Raw genomic sequence first — 16,752 nt, forward strand, 5'->3', positions numbered from 1 at the left:
TGACGGAACGAAAGGCGCCTAACAGGGCATGCATCAAGGGGGAAAGAGACAAATTCCGGCCACGATCCGGGCGATCATTTTTTTCAACTGACTTGCGCATGGCACTTCCCTTTGACGATATTGGCCGTCACAGCGGCCCGATAAGCTGGATTACAGAAAAACGTGGCGAACAAGCGCCACGTTTGATTGATGTATCTGTTGTTCCGAAACACATGAAGGCGCTATTTCCGCTGTACTCCAGCAGGAAAATTGGCCTTGCACCGGACGCCGGCAGGAATCTCCAGCTTCGGATTGGGTAATTCGAGGAGCACGACAAAGGTGCCGCTAGCCGCGTCTATCAAGCGATCCACCGATTTGACCTTGGCCGCGTAACGCCCCGTGCCGGGAATCTCCGGCACCACGTTAACCGCCATCCCCGGAGTCAGCTTGCCAAAAGCGTCCTTGGGCAATACGACCTGAACCCGCAAGGGATCAAGCTGGGCAACTTTGACGATGGCCTTTTTGCTTGCCCCCGGCTCGACCACTTCCCCGGGATGGGCCAGCACATCAACCACCACCCCGACAAAAGGGCTGCGTATGGTCCGCAGGTTGAGCAGGCTGCTTTGCTGTTGATGCTCAAGCTTGGCGATCTGACGATTTTCGGCGGCCAGCTTGAGCTCCGCTTCGGCCAGGCGCAACTCGGCTTCGGCGTCATCCTTGTCCTGGACCGCCATCAGCTTCTCGTTGCTCATCGCCTGGCGGCGCGCGAATTTGCGCTTGGCAAACTCAATCTTGCTTTCCGCCATCTGGCTGGGCCCAACTTGCTGGGACTTGAAGCGGGCCAGTTCGCTGGCGGCCTGTTCGGCACGCGATTCAAGTGTCGCCAAAACCTGCCCCTTGCTGACGCGATCCGCCCGCTGAACCATCACCTTATCCAGCAAGCCGGTCACCGGACTGGCCAATTCAACAATCTGGGTGGGTTCGATCAGGCAATCGGCGGCATTCGACGCAGGGATAGAAACCAGGTAAAAGACTGACGTTACAACGCGACAAAGCCTCGCCGCAAGATTCATTGCGTACCCTCGATAATCCAATGGAATATCGACAAGTATCACTCATACGCGCACGTCATTTGTAATTTTTTTTACGCGAAGCAACTCGCCTCTTGATAGTATTCACCCCGTTTGGTGATCGTTGCAATCGCTGACTCCTAAAATCGAGTATAGCGATGCCGCAGCGAATCTCGCGCGGGACACTGCAGCAACAATGCAGCAATAATGCCTTCAGACAGCAAAAAGCCCACTAAACAGCGGGCTAAGTGCTTCAATCTTATGGCTCCCCGACCTGGGCTCGAACCAGGGACCTACGGATTAACAGTCCGGCGCTCTACCGACTGAGCTATCGAGGAAAAGTCCCGCCGTCTGGCGAGAGGCGCGGATTATAACCAGGTTTTCGGAAAAGGCCTAGTGCTCGGCGTCTTCGTCGGTCGATGCGGTTTCCGGCGAAGATTCGGCGGTGAGCGCCGACTTGGCGGCTTTTTCCAGTTCGGCCTGGCGACTGGCGCGCAGGGTCGGGGTTTCCAGGCTGATGCGGCCGAGGGTGCCGGTACGGTAGTCGTTGAGCAGGATGCCGGCGGCCTTTTCGAGATCGAGTTCGCCGCTGCGGCCCTTGATGATGCAGCCGCGTTTCCTGGCGATGCCCTCAAGGACGGCGACCGCGTCCATGCTTTGCAGATCGAAGCCGTAGCGGGCCTGGAGCAGCGCCGGGTAGTGCTCGAGCAGGTAGCCGGCGAGCCAGGTGGCGACTTCGTCGTCGATATAGGCGTTGACGCCGACCGAGTGGCTGGCGGCCATCATCAGGCCGTCGATCGGGTGGTCGATCTTCGGCCACAGCAGGCCCGGCGTATCGTAGATGGTCAGCCGCGAGCTGATGTCGATGCGCTGCTGGCTCTTGGTCACCGCCGGCTGGTCGCCGACGGCGGCGACCTTCTTCTTGACCAGGGCGTTCATCAGCGTCGATTTGCCGACGTTGGGAATGCCCATGATCATCAGGCGCAGCGGCTTGACGGCGTCGCAGCGGTGCGGCGCGAGCTTCTGGGCGAGGCCGGGAATCCGGGCGACGTCGCTGGCCCTCTTGCACGAAATGGCGACCGCCTTGACGCCGGGTTGCGCGTCGAAATAGGCCAGCCAGGCCTTGGTCGCTTCCGGGTCGGCGAGGTCTGCCTTGTTCAGCAGCTTGAGACAGGGGCGCTGCCGGAAGGTGCGCAACTGGTGGATCATCGGGTTGCTGGAGGCTTGCGGCAGGCGGGCGTCGAGTACCTCGACGACGACGTCGGCCATGGCCAGCGTCTCGCCCGCTTTCTTGCGGGCCTGGGTCATGTGACCGGGGAACCATTGGATGGACATGTTTGCTCTCTGTTCTATCTTGACTGTTTTTCAGGCACCGGAGACTTCCCAGCGGCCGCCCTTGTTCGGGCCGATGCGGCGCAAACGTCCTTGCACCTTGAGTTTTTCGATTTGCTTGAGCACGGCCCGCTTGCCGATTCCCAAATGATCCCCCAGTGCCTGGGTCGTCATGGTCGGAGACGCTTTCAGAAGCACCAGAATCCGTTGCCCCGTTTCTGGTGAACTTTCTGGTGAACTTTCTGGTGAACTTTCTACCGAACCATCCTGCAGAAGTTCATCAGACCAGCGCATTTCCAGCACGGTGTATTCCTGCGGATCGAAATGCTCACGCAGTTGCAAACCGTGACCCAGCACCTGCCAGCCGTGAACGATGCGTGACATGCCCGAACCGGCACGCTCGCCCAGGCCGATCATCAGGAACATCTGCTGCAGCGTGCGATTGCGGCAATCGCTGATACCACCCTGCAAGGCCTGGCTGGGCGAAATACGTAAGGCTCCCGGATTGCGGAAGGTAAAACCGGCGGGTTCCTTGACTACCTGAACGGAAACGCGTCCGCTGTAGTCGGCATGCACCAGCGCATTGACCAGCGCCTCTCGCAATGCCTTGTGCGTGGGCGTATCGTCCTGGCGCGTGTCACCCTGCAGCACGAAGGGCACCTTTACCTCAGCGGTCAACTTGATCACCACACGGCGGTAAAAATCGAACAGGTTACCCGACCAACTGCCGTCCGGCACCAGCCGATCCAGCCATTGCACGGTTTCGGCGTAGTCACGCGGGCGTTCCTGGTAATCGACAAAATACAGCGGCATGGCTTCGGCAATTGCCGGCCACTGCCCGAACATCAGCAGCCCGGCTTGAGTCAGCCCGGTTTCTCCGCTGGTACGGTCTTCGCGCCAGCCGCCGAGCCTTTGCAGGAAAGCCTGATCGTCGAGCGCTAGCCAGGGATGATCCGGTTTGTCGGCGCGAAAAATGTTGCGGTAGGCCTTGAGGCTGTCCGCATTCAGATCGCGCAGACCGAAATTTGGCAGGATGCGCGTATCCCGGCTGTCTTCGACCTGCTCGGCCAGCATCCGCTTGATGTCTTCGTCGGCCAGCGCGCGGTCGCCGTCGTTCAGGCGGCGCCAGGTATTGCCGAAAGGATTGGTCGTCAGATGAACCGGCCGCTGCTGCCGGCTCGCCCGTGGCACGCGAATCGCCAGCAGCGTCTTGCCGGCGATCTCTATTTCCTCGACATCGGCGTCAGTCAGCAGGTTGCAGCTAACCTTTTGCCGATTGTTCAGGTTATTGAACAACTCGCGACGCACTTTGGCCGGGCTCTCGATCCCGGCCAGTTCAAATCCTTCCCGCCGCTCCCGGATACCGAGCAGGATGATGCCGCCTTCGGTATTGGCAAAGGCGCTATAGGTCGGCCAGAAATCCTCTGGCAAACGCCCCTTGCCATCGCGCCCGACAGCCAGTTTGCATTCGACAAGGGCCGATTCCCGCAATGAACCCAGTTCATCAGGAAGGCGTTCCAGGATCGTATCCGGATGATCGCGCACGGCCCCGATCTCGTCAGCCGCCGGTGACCGGCGGGAAGAAGGCAATTTCGTCGCCGTCGCGGATGGGGGCGTCGGCCTTGGCCATTTCCTGATTGACGGCGCAGCGCAGGTTCTTGGCGGTGGCCAGTTCTGCCCTGCCTTGCCCGACCAGCCAGTCGCGCAGCTCGCCAACCGTGGCGATGCCGGCCGGCAGCTCGACGGCTTCGCCGGCAGTGCCGAAGGCTTCGCGCAGGCTGGCGAAGTAAAGGATGTTCACGCTCATGCCAGCAACTCCGCAAAAGTGACGAAACGGACGCTGTCGCCCGGTTGAACCGCCTGTCCCGGCGGGTTGAGGACCAGCCCGTCGCTCCAGCACAGCGAAGTGACGACGGCCGAGCCCTGATTCGGGTAAAGCTCGACGCGGCCGGCGGCGTTGATCCGCCCGCGCAGGAATTCGAGGCGGCCATCCGGCCGGCTCCAGGTGTAGTCGGCGGTCAGCGGCAAGGTTTTCGGCAGCACGTCGGCAACGCCTTGCAGGCGCCGGATGAAGGGACGCACCAGCATCGCGCAGGTGACGAAGGCGGCGACCGGGTTGCCCGGCAGGCCGAGGAACCAGGCGCTGCCTCCCTCCGGCTTGCGCACTTCGCCGAAGGCCAGCGGCTTGCCCGGCTTGATCGCGATCTTCCACATGTCGAGCCGGCCTTCGGCTTCGACCGCCGGCTTGACGTGGTCCTCTTCGCCGACCGAAACGCCGCCGCTGGTGACGATCAGGTCGTTGTCGGCGGCGGCGCGGCGCAGCGCGTCGCGGGTGGCGTCGAGGCGATCGGGCACGCTGCCCAGGTCGCGCACTTCGCAGCCCAGCCCTTCGAGCAGGGTGCGCAACAGATAGCGGTTGGAGTTGTAGATGGCGCCGGGCGGCAGCGGCTCGCCCGGCTGCACCAGCTCGTCGCCGGTGAAGAAGATGCCGACGCGGACGCGCCGATACACCGGCAGTTCGGGCAGGCCGGCCGAGGCGGCGAGCGCGATTTCCTGGGCGCGCAGGCGGACGCCGGCGGGCAGGATTTCGCTGCCAGCGGCGATGTCCTCGCCGCGCCGGCGGATGTTCTCGCCGAGGCGCGGCAGGTGCTTGACGGTGACGACGCCGTCGCCGGCGACGCAGCGCTCCTGCATGATCACCGCGTCGGCGCCGGCCGGCACCGGGGCGCCGGTGAAGATGCGGGCGGCGCTGCCGGGCTGCAGTTCGCTGCCGACGCTGCCGGCGGGAATGCGCTGGCTGACCGGCAGCGTGATGCCGGCTTGCGGCAGATCGCCAAGGCGCACGGCGTAGCCGTCCATCGCCGAATTGTCGAGCGGCGGCACGTCGACCGTGGACGTCTGCGCCTGCGCCAGCACGCGGCCGGCGGCGGCAGTCAGCGGCACATGCCGGATTTCCTCGACCGGCCGGGCGGCGGCGAGCAGTTGTTCGAGCGCTTGTTCGTAACTGAGCATGGTCAAACCTTGAGTTGGCAGTGGCGGATGATGAAATCGGCCACTGCGGCAATGTCGTTGAGCGGCAGCACCGGTATCGGCGCGGCGATCGCCTCGTCGCTGGCGACGGCGACGATGTCGTCGCGCTCGGCAAAGAGCGGCGGCTTGCCGTTGGCCGGCCGGTGGACCTCCAGCTTGGGCACCGGTTCCTGCTTGAAGCCCTCGACCAGTACCAGGTCGCACGGCGTCAGCCGGGCGAGCAGCGTAGACAGCGCCGGTTCCGGCTCGTCCCGGCATTCGTGCATCAATGCCCAGCGCGAACCGCTGGCCAGCATGACCTCGGCGGCGCCGGCCGCGCGGTGGCGATACGAATCCTTGCCCGGTTTGTCGATGTCGAAACCGTGGTGCGCGTGCTTGATCACCGAGACCTTGAGGCCACGCGCGATCAGCGCCGGAATCAGCTTTTCCAGCAGCGTCGTCTTGCCGGAACCGGACCAGCCGGCGATGCCAAAAACCTTCACCGCGCCATTTCCTTGTTGTCCTTGTTATTCCAGCCATAGGCGCGCTCGACGCGAGCGACGCGGACCGCGAAAGCTTCGTACCAACCGGCGCGGCCGCCCTGACGCGCCGCCAGGTGGTCAACGTTTTCGCGCCAGGCGGCGATCGCCGCCTCGTCGCTCCAGTAGGAAACCGTGATGCCGAACCCGTCCGCGTCGCGCACGCTCTCGACGCCGAGAAAGCCGGGCTGACGCGCCGCCAGTTCGAGCATGCGGTCGGCCATGGCGGCGTAGCCAGCGTCGCCCCCGGCGCGCCGGGAACTGAAAATCACCGCATGATACGGTGGTTCCGGGGTACAGGCAAAAACCGGGGCGCTCATGCCAACTTCTCCCGGGCCAGGAAATCCGCGCGCGCCAGACGGTAGAGACAGTGCCGCAACAGCGGGTGCCCGGCCGGCAACTGCGGATGATCGAACTCGCCCGCCGGACGCATGCCCAGACGCTGCATCAGCGACTGCGAGCGCCGGTTGCCGAGCGTTGTGAACGCGACGATCTCGGTCAGGCCAAGCCGCTGGAAGCCGAATTCCAGCGCCGCCTGCGCCGCTTCCCGCGCCAGCCCCTGCCCCCAGCACTCGCGGGCCAGGCGCCAGCCGATCTCGACGCAGGGCGAGAACGGCAGTTCCGGCGCCGGCACATGCAGACCGACGAAACCGATGAACGCAGCGGCGGACTTGTCCTCGACCGCCCAGAACCCCCAGCCGCGTTCGTCGATCAGCGCCGCGCAACGCTCCGCCAAGTGCGCGCTCTCCGCTGCCGAGAGCGGCGCCGGAAACCATGCCATGACTGCCGGATCGGCCGACATGGCGGCGAACGGCTGGCGGTCGTCGGCCCGCCACTGGCGCAGGCGCAGGCGAGCGGTTTCGAGGACCACCGGTTCAACCATCGACCGCCGCTGCGGCCGCGAACACCGGCGCGAAGCCGCCGCCCGGGGTGCGGAAGTTGGTCGTCTGCCCCTGGTAGAGGCGAGCCGCGACGCACTGGATATGGCCGTCATAGACGAAGCAGCGGAAATCGGCCTTCATCGTCTGCGGCTGACCGTCGACGATCACCGCGTGTTCCGACGGCGGGGCGATTTCCTGGGCGATGTAATGGCCGGCGAGGATTTCGTCGAAAACGCGCTTGGTCAGCTTGTCGCCGCGATAGGCGGCACGGCTGCCGAAACCGGCCGGCGGCTTGAAGAACCAGCGCTTGCGCCCGGCCCACAGCGCTTCGGCGTCGGCCGGATCGACCGCGATGGTGCGCGGCACGCCGGCCAGCAGGATGCGCTGCGTTTCAGCGTCGACGCCGAGCGCGGCGAGTTTTTCCGGGTCGGACAGGGTCATCAGGTGGCGCTTGTCGGCGTGCGTCGCGTGTGCTGCCGGGTGCGGCGTCAGAACCACGGCGCCGGCCAGGCAGGCGGCACGGATGGCGCGGCAGGACTCGCCTTCGAGGTAGAAATCGGTCAGCCGGTTGTAGATCAGGTCGACCGCTTCGCCGGCCAGCCGGAGTTCGCCGTCGGTGTAAACAAAATCGGCCGGATCGGCGATGACGGCGGCGATGCCGTTCACGGCAAAGAGGTCGCGGCAGAGTTCGAATTCCGGCGCCAGGAACTGCCCGGCCGGCGCCTCGTCGACGATGGCGATGCGGCGCAGCGGCGCGTCGCCGCGGGCCAGCCGCCATTCGCCAAGGAACATGTCGAGGATCGCGGCGAGCAGTGCGGCACCTTCGTCGGCGCGGCCGTGGGCGGCGAGCAGATAGGCGTTGAGCAGGCCGCCGCCGGCGTTGGTGTTGATCTCGATCAGCTTCGGGCCGGCCGCCGTCAGGTGGAAGTCGTAGCCCATGAAGACGCCGCGCGCGGCGGTCGGCACGCGGGCGCTGGCCGGCGCCCTGGCCAGCGCTTCGGCACGAAAGGCGGGCAAGGCCAGCACCGTTTCGATGGCGCCGACCAGCTCGGCCATGGCTTCGAGCTGCGCCTTGTCGACACGGATGTCGGCAGCGGAGAAGAGTTGCGGCTGGCGCGCCGCGAGCTGGTCGAAAGTGGTTTTCATCGGTTGGCGAAAAAATCGAGGACGACCTGCAGTTCGCGGGTCCGTTTCATCGCCGGCAGACTTTGCCAGACCTTGCGCCCGTACGGCTTTGATATGAGTCGTGGATCGCAGATCATCAGCACGCCCTTGTCGGATTCGTCGCGGATCAACCGGCCGGCGCCCTGCTTGACGTTGATCACGGCACGCGGCAACTGGTATTCGATGAAGGCGTTGCGGCCCTGCTTCTTCATCTCGTCGATGCGCGCCGAAAGCACCGGATCGTCGGGCGGCGCGAAGGGAATCTTGTCGATGACGACCAGCGACAAGGCCTCGCCGCGCACGTCGACGCCTTCCCAGAAGCTCTGGCTGCCGACCAGGATGGCGTTGCCGAGGAAGCGGAAGCGCTGCAGCAGCTCGTTCTTGCTCGCCTCGCCCTGAACCAGCAGCGGCAGCTCGAGGCCTTCGTCGTCGATCTTCGCCTTGAGCAGTTCGTGCGTGCGACGCATCGCACGCAGGCTGGTGCACAGGAAGAAGGCACCGCCGTTGGCGGCCTTGACCGCCGGCCAGGCGGCGTCGACCACCGTTTCCGTGTAATGGAAGGCGTTCGGGTCGGGCATGCCGAGCGGCGCGTAGAGCACGGCCTGCTCGCCGTAGTCGAAGGGACTGTGCCAACAGGCGGACTCCGGCTCGCCAAGCCCCAGTTCGGCGCAGTAGTGGTGGAACTTGCCCTGCACGGCGAGCGTTGCCGAGGTGAAGATCCAGGCGCGCGGGTGGCCGCCCATCTGCTTGCGGAAGATGCCGGCGACGTCGAGCGGCGTCGCGTTCAGTTGCAGCGACTGGGTGAAGGCTTCGGCCCAGTAAACAAAACCGGCGTCGACCGGCTTGCGCCAGCGGCTGACCCGCTCGCGCAGCTCGCTTGCCCGCTGCCAGCACTTTTCCAGGCCTTCGGCGCGGCTGGCCTGGGTTTCGAGCAGGGCGACGAATTTTTCGAGTTCGCTTTCGAGCGCCGCCAGCGCCGGCGCGAATTCCGCCTTCTCCTGCAACTGGGCGGCGGCGAAGCGGCCGGCATCGACGCCGACTGCCAGCCGCAGGTCGCGCGCCGCCTTTTCCACCGCCTTGGACAGCGGCGTCAGGTCGAGGCAGTCGCGGGCGTGGGTCAGCGCCTCGGCCCGCGTGTCGCGGCAGAGGTCGAGCACCTGCGCGGTGGACAGGCTGTCGCCGAAGAACAGCGTCGCCACTTCCGGCAACTGGTGCGCCTCGTCGAAGATCACCGTGTTGCAGGCGGGGAGCAGTTCGGCCATGCCTTCGTCGCGCAGCATCACGTCGGCGAAGAAGAGATGGTGATTGACGACGACCAGGTCGGCGGCCATTGCCTCCTTGCGCGCCTGCATGACGAAGCAGGTCTTGTAGTCCGGGCATTCCTGGCCGAGGCAGTTGTCGCGCGTCGAGGTGGCGTGGTTCCACACCGGCGAATTCTCGTTGACCTCGTTGCATTCGGCTTTGTCGCCGGTCTGCGTGATCTTGGCGAAGGCGGCGATGCGGCGCGCGTCGGCGGCGTCCTCGCGGCTCAGGAAGCGGCCGTCGGCAAGCGAGCGGTTGAGATGATAGGGACAGACGTAGTTGGCGCGCCCCTTCAACAGCGCGGTACGCACCGGCGCCTTGAGGATCTCGCGCACCATCGGCAGATCCTTGTTGTAGAGCTGATCCTGCAGCGTCTTGGTGCCGGTGGAGACGATCACCTTGCCGTGCGATTTGAGCGCCGGCACCAGGTAGGCGAAGGTCTTGCCGGTGCCGGTGCCGGCTTCGGCGATGAACACCGCGTTGTCCTTGATCGCCGCCGCGATGCGCTCGGCCATCTCGACCTGCTGCGGGCGCACGCGATAGCCGTCGATGGCGCGGGCGAACGGGCCGTCGGGGGAGAAGATTTCCTGGAGGGTGGACAAGGTGATGGTCGGGCGAACGAAAAGGGGGAAGCGGCGGCAGCCCGTGGCATCTTAACAGAAGCCGGCCAGCGGCACCCCGCCCCACCGTGGTGCATCGCAGCATTGTTCGGCGCAACAATCCGGAAACGTTTTACAAATCCGCAGATTGCGTTTGCTGCAATGCACAATTTTTTAACGGAACCAGACCTCTTTCGTGCTAGATTTGTCCCATAACGACAAGCAGCGGAACCCCAACGAGAGGAAGTCAGCCATGCGCCAGTACGCCAAGTCCGCCTTACCGCCGTCGCTGCCGGTCGAACCGGGCAGCCTCGCCCAGCCCGCCGCCGGACGACGTCACCCGGAGCAGCGGCAAACCCTCGCCGCCAGCCGCTGGCCGGCCCGGCTCGACCTGCTGCAGGGGATTTCCGGCCTCGCCCTGGCGCTCTTCCTGGTTGCCCACATGGCTTTCGTCGCCAGCATTCTGGTCAGCGAGGAAATGTTCTACCGTGTCGCCCGCTTCTTCGAGGGCGAATGGCTGTTCGGCACCCCGCATCCGTGGCTGGTTTCGCTGGTCGCGGCCGGTGTCACCGGACTGCTGATCGTCCATGCCTGGCTGGCGCTACGCAAGTTTCCCGCCAGCTACCGCCAGCACAGCGCCTTTAGTGCCCACCGTCAACGCCTGCGCCACGTCGATACCAGCCTGTGGTGGTTGCAAGTGGTGAGCGGCTTCATCCTATTTTTCCTGACCACCATCCATCTTTACGACATGCTCAGCCAGCCGACGTTGATCGGCCCTTACGAATCGGCGGACCGCGTGTGGAGCGGCCGCATGTGGCCGATCTACCTCGCCCTGCTGTTCACCGCCGAAGTGCATGGCGGCATCGGCCTCTACCGCCTGGCGCTGAAGTGGGGCTGGTTTGTCGGCGACAACCCGGCGCGCGGCCGCCAGCGCCTGCGCCGGGTACGCCACGCATTCACCGCCTTCTTCGTCAGCCTCGGCCTGGTCACCCTGCTCGCCTACGTCGACCTCGGCCGCAACCACGCCGCGCACGCTGGCGAACGCTACCAGCCGCCCGCCGGCGAAGCCGTCCGCCACTGACGATGGAAATCATCCACAGCGACGTCCTCGTCATCGGCGGCGGACTGGCCGGGCTGCGCGCCGCGCTGGCAGCCCGGAAGCGCGGCCGCGAGGTGATCGTCCTCAGCCTGGTGCCGCCCAAGCGCTCGCACTCGGCCGCCGCCCAGGGCGGCATGCAGGCCAGCCTGGCGAACGCGGCGCGCGGTGCCGGCGACAACGAGGATGTGCATTTCGAGGACACGGTACGTGGCAGCGACTGGGGCTGCGACCAGGAAGTGGCGCGCCTGTTTGCCCACGTCGCGCCCAAGGCGGTGCGCGAGCTGGCTGCCTGGGGCGTGCCGTGGAACCGGGTCGAGGCCGGCGCACGGACCGCGATCGTCGACGGCAAGCCGGTCGTGATCGAAGAAAACGCCGCCGCCCACGGCCTGATCACCGCCCGCGATTTCGGCGGCACCCGCCAGTGGCGCACCTGCTACGTCGCCGACGGCACCGGCCACGCCATGCTGTACACGGTCAGCGACCAGAGCATCGCCGCCGGCATCCCGGTCCATGAGCGGCGCGAGGCGGTGGCGCTGATCCACGACGGCGAGCGCTGCCACGGCGCCATCGTCCGCGACCTGACCAACGGCCGCCTGAGCGCCTACGTCGCCCGCGCCACCTGCATCGCCAGCGGCGGTTTCGGCCGCCTCTACCAGGTCACCACCAACGCCGTGATCAACGAGGGAATCGGCGCCGCCATCGCCCTCGACACCGGCGTCGTGCCGCTCGCCAACATGGAGGCGGTGCAGTTCCACCCGACTGCGATCTTTCCCGCCGGCATCCTGGTCACCGAGGGCTGCCGCGGCGACGGCGGGTTGCTGCGCGATGTCGACGGCCACCGCTTCATGCCCGACTACGAGCCGGAAAAGAAGGAACTGGCGTCGCGCGACGTCGTCTCGCGCCGGATGGAAGCCCACATCCGCGCCGGCAAGGGCGTCGCCCACCCGCTCGGCGAGCACCTGTGGCTGGACATCACGCTGCTCGGCGCCGCCCACATCGAGCGCAAGCTGCGCGAAGTGAAGGAAATCAGCCAGTATTTCCTCGGCATCGACCCGGCCAGACAGTGGATACCGGTGCGCCCGGCCCAGCATTACTCGATGGGCGGCATCCGCACCGACGCGCACGGCGCAGCGCGCGGCCTCAAGGGCCTGTTCGCCTGCGGCGAAGCGGCCTGCTGGGACCTGCACGGCTTCAACCGGCTGGGCGGCAATTCGGTCGCCGAAACGGTGGTTTCCGGGATGATCGTCGGCGAGGCGATCGCCGATTTCTGCTCCACGCCGGCCGGCGAACTCACTGTCTCGACCGCCCTGATCCGCCGTTGCTTCGAGCGGGCGCAGACCGAATTCGCCGGCATCGCCGAAAGCCGCGGCAAGGAAAACGCGGCCCTGCTGCTGCGCGAGATGCAGGCGACGATGACCGCCCGCGTCGGCATCGTCCGCCACGGCGATACGCTGCACACCGCAGTCGACGCCCTGCAAAGCCTGCTGCGGCGCAGCCGCGACATCGGCCTGCGCAACAGCCGGCCGGGCGCCAACCCGGAGCTGACGCAGGCCTGGCGCCTGCAGAAGATGCTCAAACTGGCGCTGTGCGTCGCCTGGGGCGCGCTGCAGCGCACCGAAAGCCGCGGCGCCCATTTTCGCGAGGATTTCCCGCAGCGCAACGACGCCGACTGGCTGAAACGCACGCTGGCCACCTGGCCCGACCCCGAACTGACGCTGCCGACGCTGGCCTACGAGGCGCTCGACGTCACGCGCATGGAACTGCCGCCCGGCTGGCGCGGCTACGGCGCCCGCGACGCCATCGAACACCCGCTGACTGCCGCCCGCCAGGCCGAGGTCAACGCGATCCGCGCCCGCCTCGCCGGCGCCGACCGCCACACCGTGCAGGATGCCCTGCTGCCCTTCCGCGACCTGCTGCCGCCACACCTGCGCGGCACCAACGCCCGCCTCGGAGACCCCGCATGATCCCGCTGCTGCGCCACTCCGCCCGCCCGTCGCGGCCGCGCCGCCTGACCGTGCAGATCCTGCGCTACAACCCGGCGACGCCGGAAATCGCGCCCTATCTGCAGGATTTCACGCTCGACGAAAGCGACGGCATGACGCTGTTCATCGCCCTCAACGAAATCCGCGCCAGCCAGGACCCTTCGCTACAGTTCGACTTCGTCTGCCGCGCCGGCATCTGCGGCAGTTGCGCGATGCTGGTCGACGGCCGGCCGGCGCTCGCCTGCCGCACCCTGACCCGCGACTGCGCTCCGCGCATCGTGCTGGCGCCGCTGCCCTTCTTCGAACTGATCGGCGACCTTTCGGTAAACACCGGCAAGTGGATGCGCGGCACCGCCGAACGCCTGCAGACCTGGATCGCCCAGGCACAGCCGGTCAACCTCGACGCTCTCGAAGCGCGCATGGAACCTGCGCTTGCCGAGGCGATCTACGAGCTCGACCGCTGTATCGAATGCGGCTGTTGCATCGCCGCCTGCGGCACCGCCCAGATGCGGAGCGATTTCGTCGGCGCCGTCGGCCTCAACAAGATCGCCCGCTTCCGCCTCGACCCGCGCGACACGCGCAGCGATGCCGATTTCTACGAACTGATCGGCAACGACGACGGCGTCTTCGGCTGCATGAGCCTGCTCGGCTGCCACGATTTCTGCCCCAAGCAGTTGCCGCTGCAGACGCAGATCGCCTTCCTGCGCCGCAAGATGGCGCTTGAGGGCTGGCGCTGAGCGCTCAGCGCCAGAGCGCCAGCCACAGCGCAGTGGCCAGCAGCATCCAGGCGAAGGCGGCGCGCATCCGCCGCTCCGGCAGTTTGTGGGCGAGCGCGACGCCGGCGGCAACGGTGAGCGTGCCGCCGAGCGCCATCGGCAGGCCGAGGCTCCAATCCACGCGCTGGGCGCCGGCGTAGGCGCCGAGCGCCACCAGCGAACTCGGCGCAACCAGCGCCAGCGCCAGGCTCTGCGCCACCGTCTGGCGCTGGCCGAGCCAGCCGGAGAGCAGCGGCGTGGCGACGAGCCCGCCGCCGATGCCGAGCAGGCCCATGCTGCTGCCGCCGGCGACGCCGACCAGCGGCAGCGCAGCCGCCCGCAGCGGCGCCCCGCTGACCGGCTGGCGGCCACCCCGCCCCTGCCACAGCAGGCGCAGCGCAAGCAGGCCGAGAAAGGCGCTGAACAACTGGCCAAGCAGGTGCCCGTCGAGCGCCGTCGCAAAGCGCGCCAAGGCCCAGGTGGTCAACGTTGCCGGCGCGGCGATGGCGAGCGCCGCGCGCCAACCGACCGGGTGCTTCTGGCTGTAGCGCCACCAGCCGATGAGCAGGTTGGGCACCATCAGTACCAGCGCCGTCCCCTGCGCCGTCGCCTGATCCATCGCGAAGGCCAGCACGAACAGCGGAATGGCGACGATGCCGCCGCCAATGCCGAACAGGCCGCCGACGAAGCCGAGCGCGGCGCCGAGACAGAGGGCGAGGAAGAGGTCGGCGAACGGTAGCAGGTGCATTTTGGGCAGGAGCGGGTGACGGGACGACCCATGATATTCATCCACATCATCGATACAATGGCGCAACGATCAATTGATTATTGCGTACAGGTAACGAATGACCGACATCCCCGACCTCGCCTTCTTCAGCCTGCTCGCCCGCCAGCCCAGCCTGGCGGCGGCGGCGCAGGCGCTCGGCGTGACGCCGCCGGCGGTCAGCCGCCGCCTGGCGGCGCTGGAACGCCGGCTCGGCGTGCGCCTGCTCAACCGGACGACGCGGCGCCTGAGCCTGACGCCGGAAGGCGAGCGTTACCTGGAAGATGGCGAAGCCATCCTGCGCGACATCGAACGTCTCGAACGGTCGCTCTCTGCCAGCCGCGAGCGACCGCAAGGCCTGCTGCGCATCAATGCCGGCTTCGGTTTCGGGCGGCGCCATCTCGGCCCGGCGATTTCCGATTTCGTCCGCCAGTGGCCGGATGTCGAGATCATCCTCCACCTCGCCGACCGCGCCCTCGACCTGACCGAACACGCGATCGACATCGGCATCCGCTTCGGGCCGCCGCCGGATGCGCGCATCCTGGCCCGCCGCATCGCCCCCAACCGCCGCCTGCTCTGCGCCGCCCCGGCCTATCTTGCCGTCCGCGGCACACCGCGGACCCCGCGCGAACTGGCCGAGCACGACTGCATCGTCATCCGCGAACACGAACGCGCCTACAACAACTGGCAACTGACCGACGGCAAGGAACAGGTCACCGTCAAGGTGCGCAGCCCGCTCGCCGTGAACCACGGCGAGATCGCCGTCGACTGGGCCCTGGCCGGACACGGCATCGTCCTGCGTTCGGAATGGGACATCGCCGCCGACCTGCGCAGCGGCCGCCTGGTCCGCGTCCTGCCGGAATGGGCAGGCAGCGCCGCCGACATCCACGCCGTGTACCCGCAGCGCCACCTGCTGTCGGCCAAGGTGCGCGTCTTCCTCGATTTTCTCGAACGGCGTTTTGCCGGCTACGGCGACGACAACCCCGGCCCATGGTGAAGGCGTTTGCGGTTACCATGCGCGACTGCCATATAAGCTTTCACTGATTCCGGCCATGCCCCGCCTTTCCCTTGCCTCGTTGCGCCGCCCGCTGATCCTCGTGCCGCTGTTGCTGCTGCTCGGGCTGCTCGCCGTCTTCCTGCTGCGCCCGCTGTTCGGCAGCGCGGTCGACGTCGTTGTCGTCCGCCAGGGCGAGATGCGCCAGTCGGTCGTCGCCAGCGGCCGCGTCCGCTCGCCGCAGCGCAGCGAACTGGCCGCCCAGGTCAGCGCGCAAGTGCGCGCCGTGCATGTCGTCGAAGGCCAGGGCGTCGCCGCCGGCGACCTGTTGATCGAGCTCGACCAGCGCGAACTGCAGGCCGCCGCCGCCCAGGCGCGCGCCCAGCTGGCGCAGGCAGAGCTGCGCGTGCGCCAGTTGCAGTTGCTCGGCGAACCGCTGGCCCGCGAGGCGATCCGCCAGGCGGAAGCCAACCTGACCCAGGCGAAACGCCAGTTCGAGCGCGTCGAGGCGCTGGTCGCCAAGGGTTTCTACAGCCCCAACCAGCTCGACGACGCGCGCCGCGCGCTGGCCGTCGCCGAAAGCCAGGCCCAATCGAGCCGCCTGCAGGCGCAGAGCAACGCCAGCGGCGGCGCCGACTTCAAGCTCGCCGAAGCGGCCGTCGACCAGGCGCGCGCCGCCCTCGCCGTCGCCGAAGCGAAGCTCGCCTACAGCCGCATCGTCGCCCCGCGCGCCGGCACCATCCTCGCCCGCCAAGTCGAACCGGGCGACAGCGTGCAGCCGGGCAAGACCCTGCTCAGCCTGTCGCCGGCCGGCGTCACCGAACTGATCGTGCAGATCGACGAGAAGAACCTGCGCCTGCTGGCGCTCGACCAGGCCGCGACGGTTTCCGCCGATGCCTGGCCGGACCGCAATTTCCCGGCCCGCGTCTCGTTCATCGGCCCGGTGGTCGACGCCCAGCGCGGCTCGGTCGAAGTGCGGCTGCGCGTGGACAACCCGCCGGACTACCTCAAACAGGACATGACGGTATCGATCGACATCGCCACCGGCAGCCGCCCGCAGGCCGTCCTGCTGCCGCTCGAAGGCCTGCGCGGCAATGCCGGCGACGCCTGGGCACTGGTCGTGCGCGACGGCCGCGCCGTGCGTCAGCCGCTGCAGCCCGGCCTGCGCAGCGCCGGCGAGGTCGAGGTGTTGTCCGGTCTGGCCGCCGGCGACCGGGTGGTGCCGGCGACCAATCCGCGCGTCGCCGCCGGCGACCGGGTGCGGGCCAGACTGCCGGGCTGAGC

16 protein-coding genes and 1 tRNA gene are annotated in these 16,752 nt (G+C 67.0%); 5 read left to right on the forward strand and 12 right to left on the reverse strand.

The features are described from left to right. Window positions 1-221: 221 nt before the first annotated feature. From AC0KWY_RS06165 to AC0KWY_RS06215, 11 genes are all read right to left on the reverse strand, one after another. Window positions 222-1,052 carry an efflux RND transporter periplasmic adaptor subunit gene (locus AC0KWY_RS06165; protein ID WP_474028758.1) on the reverse strand — a complete coding sequence of 277 codons (831 nt, stop codon included), beginning with the start codon at window positions 1,050-1,052 and terminating at the stop codon, window positions 222-224. A gap of 259 nt (window positions 1,053-1,311) precedes the next feature. Beyond that, window positions 1,312-1,387, reverse strand: a tRNA-Asn gene (locus AC0KWY_RS06170). A 55-nt stretch (window positions 1,388-1,442) separates the two neighbouring features. Continuing rightward, the gene (ylqF, locus tag AC0KWY_RS06175; RefSeq protein ID WP_474028759.1) at window positions 1,443-2,384 is read right to left on the reverse strand and encodes a ribosome biogenesis GTPase YlqF; all 942 of its coding nucleotides are present in this window, start codon (window positions 2,382-2,384) and stop codon (window positions 1,443-1,445) included. A gap of 30 nt (window positions 2,385-2,414) precedes the next feature. Then, a complete protein-coding gene (locus AC0KWY_RS06180; protein ID WP_474028760.1) occupies window positions 2,415-3,926 on the reverse strand; it encodes an RNA-binding domain-containing protein in 1,512 nt (503 codons plus the stop codon). Window positions 3,927-3,939: 13 nt separating this feature from the next. Further along, a complete protein-coding gene (moaD, locus tag AC0KWY_RS06185) occupies window positions 3,940-4,188 on the reverse strand; it encodes a molybdopterin converting factor subunit 1 (RefSeq protein WP_474028761.1) in 249 nt (82 codons plus the stop codon). After that, on the reverse strand, window positions 4,185-5,393 hold the full coding sequence (locus AC0KWY_RS06190; protein WP_474028762.1) for a molybdopterin molybdotransferase MoeA: 1,209 nt from the start codon (window positions 5,391-5,393) through the stop codon (window positions 4,185-4,187). Before AC0KWY_RS06190 ends, moaD begins: the two co-directional genes overlap by 4 nt. A gap of 2 nt (window positions 5,394-5,395) precedes the next feature. Next, complete coding sequence (gene mobB / locus AC0KWY_RS06195; protein WP_474028763.1) at window positions 5,396-5,893, reverse strand: molybdopterin-guanine dinucleotide biosynthesis protein B; 498 nt, start codon at window positions 5,891-5,893, stop codon at window positions 5,396-5,398. Next, window positions 5,890-6,249, reverse strand: coding sequence for an antibiotic biosynthesis monooxygenase family protein (locus AC0KWY_RS06200; protein WP_416693207.1), 360 nt, complete (start codon window positions 6,247-6,249; stop codon window positions 5,890-5,892). The genes mobB and AC0KWY_RS06200 overlap by 4 nt, the downstream gene beginning before the upstream one ends. Further along, window positions 6,246-6,812, reverse strand: coding sequence for a GNAT family N-acetyltransferase (locus tag AC0KWY_RS06205; RefSeq protein WP_474028764.1), 567 nt, complete (start codon window positions 6,810-6,812; stop codon window positions 6,246-6,248). Before AC0KWY_RS06205 ends, AC0KWY_RS06200 begins: the two co-directional genes overlap by 4 nt. Further along, a complete protein-coding gene (locus tag AC0KWY_RS06210; RefSeq protein ID WP_474028765.1) occupies window positions 6,805-7,956 on the reverse strand; it encodes an ATP-grasp domain-containing protein in 1,152 nt (383 codons plus the stop codon). Before AC0KWY_RS06210 ends, AC0KWY_RS06205 begins: the two co-directional genes overlap by 8 nt. Next, a complete protein-coding gene (locus AC0KWY_RS06215; protein ID WP_474028766.1) occupies window positions 7,953-9,878 on the reverse strand; it encodes an ATP-dependent DNA helicase in 1,926 nt (641 codons plus the stop codon). The genes AC0KWY_RS06210 and AC0KWY_RS06215 overlap by 4 nt, the downstream gene beginning before the upstream one ends. Window positions 9,879-10,128: 250 nt before the next feature. On the opposite strand from AC0KWY_RS06215, the gene AC0KWY_RS06220 reads away from it, so the two are divergent. From AC0KWY_RS06220 to AC0KWY_RS06230, 3 genes are read left to right on the forward strand one after another with little or no spacing between them, the layout of a single operon-like run. Then, window positions 10,129-10,956 carry a fumarate reductase cytochrome b subunit gene (locus tag AC0KWY_RS06220; protein ID WP_474028767.1) on the forward strand — a complete coding sequence of 276 codons (828 nt, stop codon included), beginning with the start codon at window positions 10,129-10,131 and terminating at the stop codon, window positions 10,954-10,956. A gap of 2 nt (window positions 10,957-10,958) precedes the next feature. Beyond that, the gene (locus tag AC0KWY_RS06225; RefSeq protein ID WP_474028768.1) at window positions 10,959-12,938 is read left to right on the forward strand and encodes a fumarate reductase flavoprotein subunit; all 1,980 of its coding nucleotides are present in this window, start codon (window positions 10,959-10,961) and stop codon (window positions 12,936-12,938) included. Then, entirely contained in the window at window positions 12,935-13,693 is a 759-nt protein-coding gene (locus tag AC0KWY_RS06230; protein WP_474028769.1) for a fumarate reductase iron-sulfur subunit, read from the forward strand. The genes AC0KWY_RS06225 and AC0KWY_RS06230 overlap by 4 nt, the downstream gene beginning before the upstream one ends. Before the next feature lie 4 nt (window positions 13,694-13,697). On the opposite strand, the gene AC0KWY_RS06235 is transcribed toward AC0KWY_RS06230, so the two are convergent. Beyond that, window positions 13,698-14,459, reverse strand: coding sequence for a sulfite exporter TauE/SafE family protein (locus tag AC0KWY_RS06235; RefSeq protein ID WP_474028770.1), 762 nt, complete (start codon window positions 14,457-14,459; stop codon window positions 13,698-13,700). A 97-nt stretch (window positions 14,460-14,556) separates the two neighbouring features. On the opposite strand from AC0KWY_RS06235, the gene AC0KWY_RS06240 reads away from it, so the two are divergent. Next, window positions 14,557-15,471: a LysR family transcriptional regulator gene (locus AC0KWY_RS06240; protein ID WP_474028771.1), complete on the forward strand. Its 915-nt coding sequence runs from the start codon at window positions 14,557-14,559 to the stop codon at window positions 15,469-15,471. 55 nt (window positions 15,472-15,526) lie between these two features. Beyond that, window positions 15,527-16,750, forward strand: coding sequence for an efflux RND transporter periplasmic adaptor subunit (locus tag AC0KWY_RS06245; RefSeq protein ID WP_474028772.1), 1,224 nt, complete (start codon window positions 15,527-15,529; stop codon window positions 16,748-16,750). The last annotated feature ends 2 nt before the right edge of the window (window positions 16,751-16,752 follow it).

It is taken from the genome of Azonexus sp. MM2026_4 (genome assembly GCF_055901855.1).

Coding starts and splice junctions, on each gene's coding strand:
- AC0KWY_RS06240 (WP_474028771.1), top strand. CDS start 14,557: ATGACCGACATCCCCGACCTCGCCTTCTTCAGCCTGCTCGCCCGCCAG.
- AC0KWY_RS06200 (WP_416693207.1), bottom strand. CDS start 6,249: ATGAGCGCCCCGGTTTTTGCCTGTACCCCGGAACCACCGTATCATGCG.
- AC0KWY_RS06190 (WP_474028762.1), bottom strand. CDS start 5,393: ATGCTCAGTTACGAACAAGCGCTCGAACAACTGCTCGCCGCCGCCCGG.
- AC0KWY_RS06225 (WP_474028768.1), top strand. CDS start 10,959: ATGGAAATCATCCACAGCGACGTCCTCGTCATCGGCGGCGGACTGGCC.
- ylqF (WP_474028759.1), bottom strand. CDS start 2,384: ATGTCCATCCAATGGTTCCCCGGTCACATGACCCAGGCCCGCAAGAAA.
- AC0KWY_RS06210 (WP_474028765.1), bottom strand. CDS start 7,956: ATGAAAACCACTTTCGACCAGCTCGCGGCGCGCCAGCCGCAACTCTTC.
- AC0KWY_RS06220 (WP_474028767.1), top strand. CDS start 10,129: ATGCGCCAGTACGCCAAGTCCGCCTTACCGCCGTCGCTGCCGGTCGAA.
- moaD (WP_474028761.1), bottom strand. CDS start 4,188: ATGAGCGTGAACATCCTTTACTTCGCCAGCCTGCGCGAAGCCTTCGGC.
- AC0KWY_RS06205 (WP_474028764.1), bottom strand. CDS start 6,812: ATGGTTGAACCGGTGGTCCTCGAAACCGCTCGCCTGCGCCTGCGCCAG.
- AC0KWY_RS06245 (WP_474028772.1), top strand. CDS start 15,527: ATGCCCCGCCTTTCCCTTGCCTCGTTGCGCCGCCCGCTGATCCTCGTG.
- AC0KWY_RS06235 (WP_474028770.1), bottom strand. CDS start 14,459: ATGCACCTGCTACCGTTCGCCGACCTCTTCCTCGCCCTCTGTCTCGGC.
- AC0KWY_RS06165 (WP_474028758.1), bottom strand. CDS start 1,052: ATGAATCTTGCGGCGAGGCTTTGTCGCGTTGTAACGTCAGTCTTTTAC.
- AC0KWY_RS06230 (WP_474028769.1), top strand. CDS start 12,935: ATGATCCCGCTGCTGCGCCACTCCGCCCGCCCGTCGCGGCCGCGCCGC.